2 protein-coding genes are annotated in these 4,264 nt (G+C 42.8%); one reads left to right on the plus strand and one right to left on the minus strand.

What is annotated here, in order from left to right; genetic code table 11:
* Positions 1 to 169 precede the first annotated feature (169 nt).
* The gene (locus AB4232_RS22000; RefSeq protein ID WP_017102101.1) at positions 170 to 2,299 is read right to left on the minus strand and encodes a TonB-dependent siderophore receptor; all 2,130 of its coding nucleotides are present in this window, start codon (positions 2,297 to 2,299) and stop codon (positions 170 to 172) included.
* A 559-nt stretch (positions 2,300 to 2,858) separates the two neighbouring features.
* On the opposite strand from AB4232_RS22000, the gene AB4232_RS22005 reads away from it, so the two are divergent.
* Complete coding sequence (locus tag AB4232_RS22005) at positions 2,859 to 4,163, plus strand: dicarboxylate/amino acid:cation symporter (RefSeq protein ID WP_372088012.1); 1,305 nt, start codon at positions 2,859 to 2,861, stop codon at positions 4,161 to 4,163.
* Positions 4,164 to 4,264: the final 101 nt, after the last annotated feature.

Genomic DNA, 4,264 nt, shown 5'->3' on the forward strand with positions numbered 1-4,264 from the left:
CATTTACTTTAGAAGAAGAACAAATGAGTTTTATTGATAAGCAGTCTCATTATCATTAAAAACCACTCGCATTGCTAGGGGTATTTTTACTAAATAGCAGAATCAAGAAAGGGGAAAGTCGAAACCTTCCCCTTAATATTTAAGCTACCAATAGTACCCTACTAACAAATTAGTATTTTACCTGTAACGTAGCCATGTAGTTACGACCTTCGCCAACAACAACGCCGCGAGTGCTGCCGCCTTCTAGGTAATCTGTATCGAATAAGTTCTCTACATTAAAGCGTGCAACAAAGTCTAAGTTTTCATCGTACTTAATCGTATGTGCAACACCAGCATCTACACGAGTGTAAGCGTCTTTCTTAAACGTGTTAGCACTTTCAGTGTAACGCTCACCTACGTGATACACACCTAGGTTTACATCAGTACCGTTGTTGAATGCGTAAGTAGACCAGATGCTTGCAGTAAATTCAGGAACGTCTGCTGGTGTTTTACCATTAAGAGCAGGGTCATTCTTATATTCAGCATCTAAGAACATTGTTGATGCACTTACAGAGAACGCATCCGTCACGTAGCCCGTCGCAGCTAGCTCCACACCAGTGTGAACTTGCTCACCCACCTGTGTAGTACGAGTATCTTTTGCATGAGATGCAGGAAGGTCTTCTGTAACTTGCATGTTCGTTTGTGTGATCTGGAATACTGCTCCTGATACGAATAAACGCTCATCAAACAGTTCCCACTTTGAGCCTAGCTCATAAAGTGTACCTTTCTTCGCATCTTGAGACTGGCCGAAGTTCACATCATCTTTATCAGAAATCTCACTTACAGGTTCAAAACTTTCAGAGTAAACCGCGTAAATAGAACCGTTTGGCGCCGGAGAGTAAATCGCACCGAACTTAGGTAGGATGTTATTGTAGCTCTCTTCTTTACCAGAACTGCTCGTCGTATCATCGTAAGCGAAACGAACACCAGCAAGTGCTTGCCACTGCTCATTGAACGTCACTAAATCTTGAAGATATAGACCGTAGTGTTGGCTCTTCGAGTGTGATACTGAATCATCGTTGTTATAGTGAATGTCTGCAGGCATATCAAAGCCTTTGCCACACTCTTTCATTGTGTCTGCTTCTGAAGCGTTAAAACAAGCATAGTCTGATACGTACAGGCGCTTGTAATCGTAGTGCAACCCATTTGCACCCACCAACAGACGGTGATTCACACCAAATGCATCAACATCACCAGTAAAATCCACGTAAGCCGTATCAAACGTCCACTCATCATGACGGTCTGACACTTTGTAACCATAACCTAGTGTTTTCTTGGTTTTTCTGTCTTTCTTTGAATCAATAACGTTATCTGATTCAGTACGGCGACGTTCGTAAAACTGACGACTGATACCCGATTTAACTGCCCATGTATCGCTCAAGTTTGCTGTAACAGCCACACCGTAGTTTGCTACGTCGTTGTCTGTTTGTGCGAAGCGTTGGTCATTAACCGTATTTGGGGTAATCGCTTTACCTGTTTTCGTATCAATCTTTGAGCCGTTATCTAGATCACCCAACTCTTGAGTACGGTCGTAATGCGCAGATAGCATCACATCTTCGTTGATATCGTAATCAACAAATAGGCCACCAACAAAGCGGTCAGTCTCTACATCTGTGCCGTCAAAACGTGTGCGGTAAGAGTCTTGGTTTTCTTGTGAAACAATAAGACGGGCACGTAGAGTTTGATCATCGTTCAATGAACCGCTTACATCAGCGGTAGTACGTGTGTAGCTGTCAGAACCAATGTCTTGGCTTACGCTAACTTGAGTTTCATACGTAGGCTTCTTAGCAACCATGTTAACAAGGCCACCAGGTGCTGATTTACCGTAGAGCAAACCTGCAGGACCTTTTAGTACTTCAACACGTTCTAGTAGTTCTACCGGTTGACGGTAATGAGACCAGTGTTGAACGCCATCGCGCAAGTAACCAGAACTGCTTCCTAGAGAGAAACCACGTAGGTTGAAGCGCTCACGGTTTGTTGATTTAGAACCCGCTGAAATTGACGCATCATTTTTTAATACTTCGCCAAGCGTGCTTGCGCGTTGCTCATCAATGATTTGTTCACTGATAATCGTAACTTGTCCTGGAGTCTCTAATTGAGTCGCCTCCATGCGCATTGCTGTTGTATTCGTGTCGGCTTTATAACCGTAATCACGACCTTCAACAACCATATGCTCGTCAGTTTTTACTGCTTCTGCCAATACTGCTGGTGAAGCTAATACTGCGCCGATCACTAAAGCCAATGGCTTTTTTGAAAACATGTCCTTTTCTCCACTTTTATTCTTTTAGACGAACACTTTGTTATTTATTCGATGTGTCCGTTAGACCGTTTCCGGAACCACTGAATTATTTCGAGGGGGAATATAAGTGATAACTATTACTATTTGCATTAAATTTACATTCTTTGCATTCGTAAAGTTTTGTAAAGACGAGCTGACGAGCCGTTAACCTGCAGTTAAAAGAAACCATTTCAATACAGTCATTTAACGAGCACTTGAATTAAAAATCGGTTCTCTGCGCCAAACTTTTTGAAACACCGCCATTTGCGCAGTCAATGTAATAAGCAAACATCTATAACAAAATCCTCTTATCTTATTTATTACCTTCAGAACGACGATTTTTTGTATAAAACACTCGATAAATGTAAATGAATGGTGAATTATTTTGTTTTAATTTGTTTTATTTGAACGATTATCAGTGATTATGATCACATCTGTAATTCCAAACTCATTTTTTGTTTTTCGATTTAAACAACCGACTGCTAATCTCCTGCTCACTTTGGAAAGGTATCAAAGTTATAAATAATAAGGAGTGTTCTAAATGAATACCAAGAAACCTATGTCTCTAACTGGTCGAGTTATCCTCGGCATGGTCGTGGGCATATTAACGGGATTTGCCATTCAATCCCTTTTTGCAGACAGCGAATTTGTTAACAACTACATCGTTAACGGACTCTTTGAAGTAGGCGGACAGATCTTTGTCGCCAGTTTAAAAATGCTTGTTGTACCACTCGTCTTCGTTTCACTCGTGTGCGGTACAAGCTCTCTTAAAGATTTATCAACTCTTGGCCGTATGGGTGGCAAAACGCTTGCACTTTATATCGGTACTACAGCCGTTGCTATCACTCTAGCATTGACTATCGGTAACCTGTTCCAACCTGGAGCGGGTGCGGATCTTACTGCTGCGAGCTCTTTCAAATCAGCTGATGCTCCTTCTTTGGGCCAAGTCATCATCGACATGTTCCCGACCAACCCTATTCAGGCGATGGCTGAGGGCAAAACGCTACAAGTTATCGTATTTGCTGTGTTGTTTGGTATTGCAATCAGTGCAGCGGGTAAACCAGGTGAGCGTATCGCTGCGGTTTTCTCTGATTTGAACGAAGTAATCATGAAACTGGTTGCGCTGCTGATGAACCTTGCGCCTTACGGTGTGTTCTTCTTGATGGCGAAGCTGTTCTCTGGCCTTGGTTTAAGCGCAATTTGGAACCTAGCGGAATATTTCTTAGTGTTAGCTGGTACTCTACTGTTACACGGTTTAGTAACTTACAGTGCGATGCTTAAAGGGTTTACAGGCCTTAGCCCAATTACGTTCCTACGTAAGATGGAAGATGCAATCATGTTTGCATTCTCAACAGCATCTTCAAACGCAACGATTCCAGTGACAATGGAAACGGCTAAAAACCGCATGGGCGTAGACAACAAAGTCGCTTCGTTCACAGTTCCACTAGGCGCAACTGTCAACATGGACGGTACTGCTATCATGCAGGGTGTTGCAACGGCGTTTATCGCACAAGCGTACAACATCGACCTGACTATGGGTGATTACCTAATGGTGATCCTAACAGCGACACTGGCTTCTGTGGGTACCGCAGGTGTTCCTGGTGTTGGTCTTGTTATGCTAGCGATGGTATTGAACCAAGTTGGTCTACCGCTTGAAGGTATTGCTCTAATCATGGGTGTTGACCGCCTTCTTGATATGATTCGTACCGCTGTAAACATCACAGGTGATAGTGCCGTAACTATCATCGTTGCTAAGTCTGAAGGTTCTCTTGATGAGTCTCGCTTCAATGACCCGGCAGCTGGTGAGAAAGAAGAAGAAGTTAAGCTAGCACGCCAACAGGCATAATCTAGCTTCTCTGTCGCTCTTATCTCCAAGCTAAGGCGTAATTAATGGCTATGCCTTAGCTGATAATGAAAAGCGTATAAACAAAAACGCCACTGCAGATG

The sequence above is a fragment of the Vibrio sp. 10N.286.46.A8 genome (assembly GCF_041470165.1).
In the GTDB taxonomy this organism is placed as follows: domain Bacteria; phylum Pseudomonadota; class Gammaproteobacteria; order Enterobacterales; family Vibrionaceae; genus Vibrio; species Vibrio tasmaniensis_A.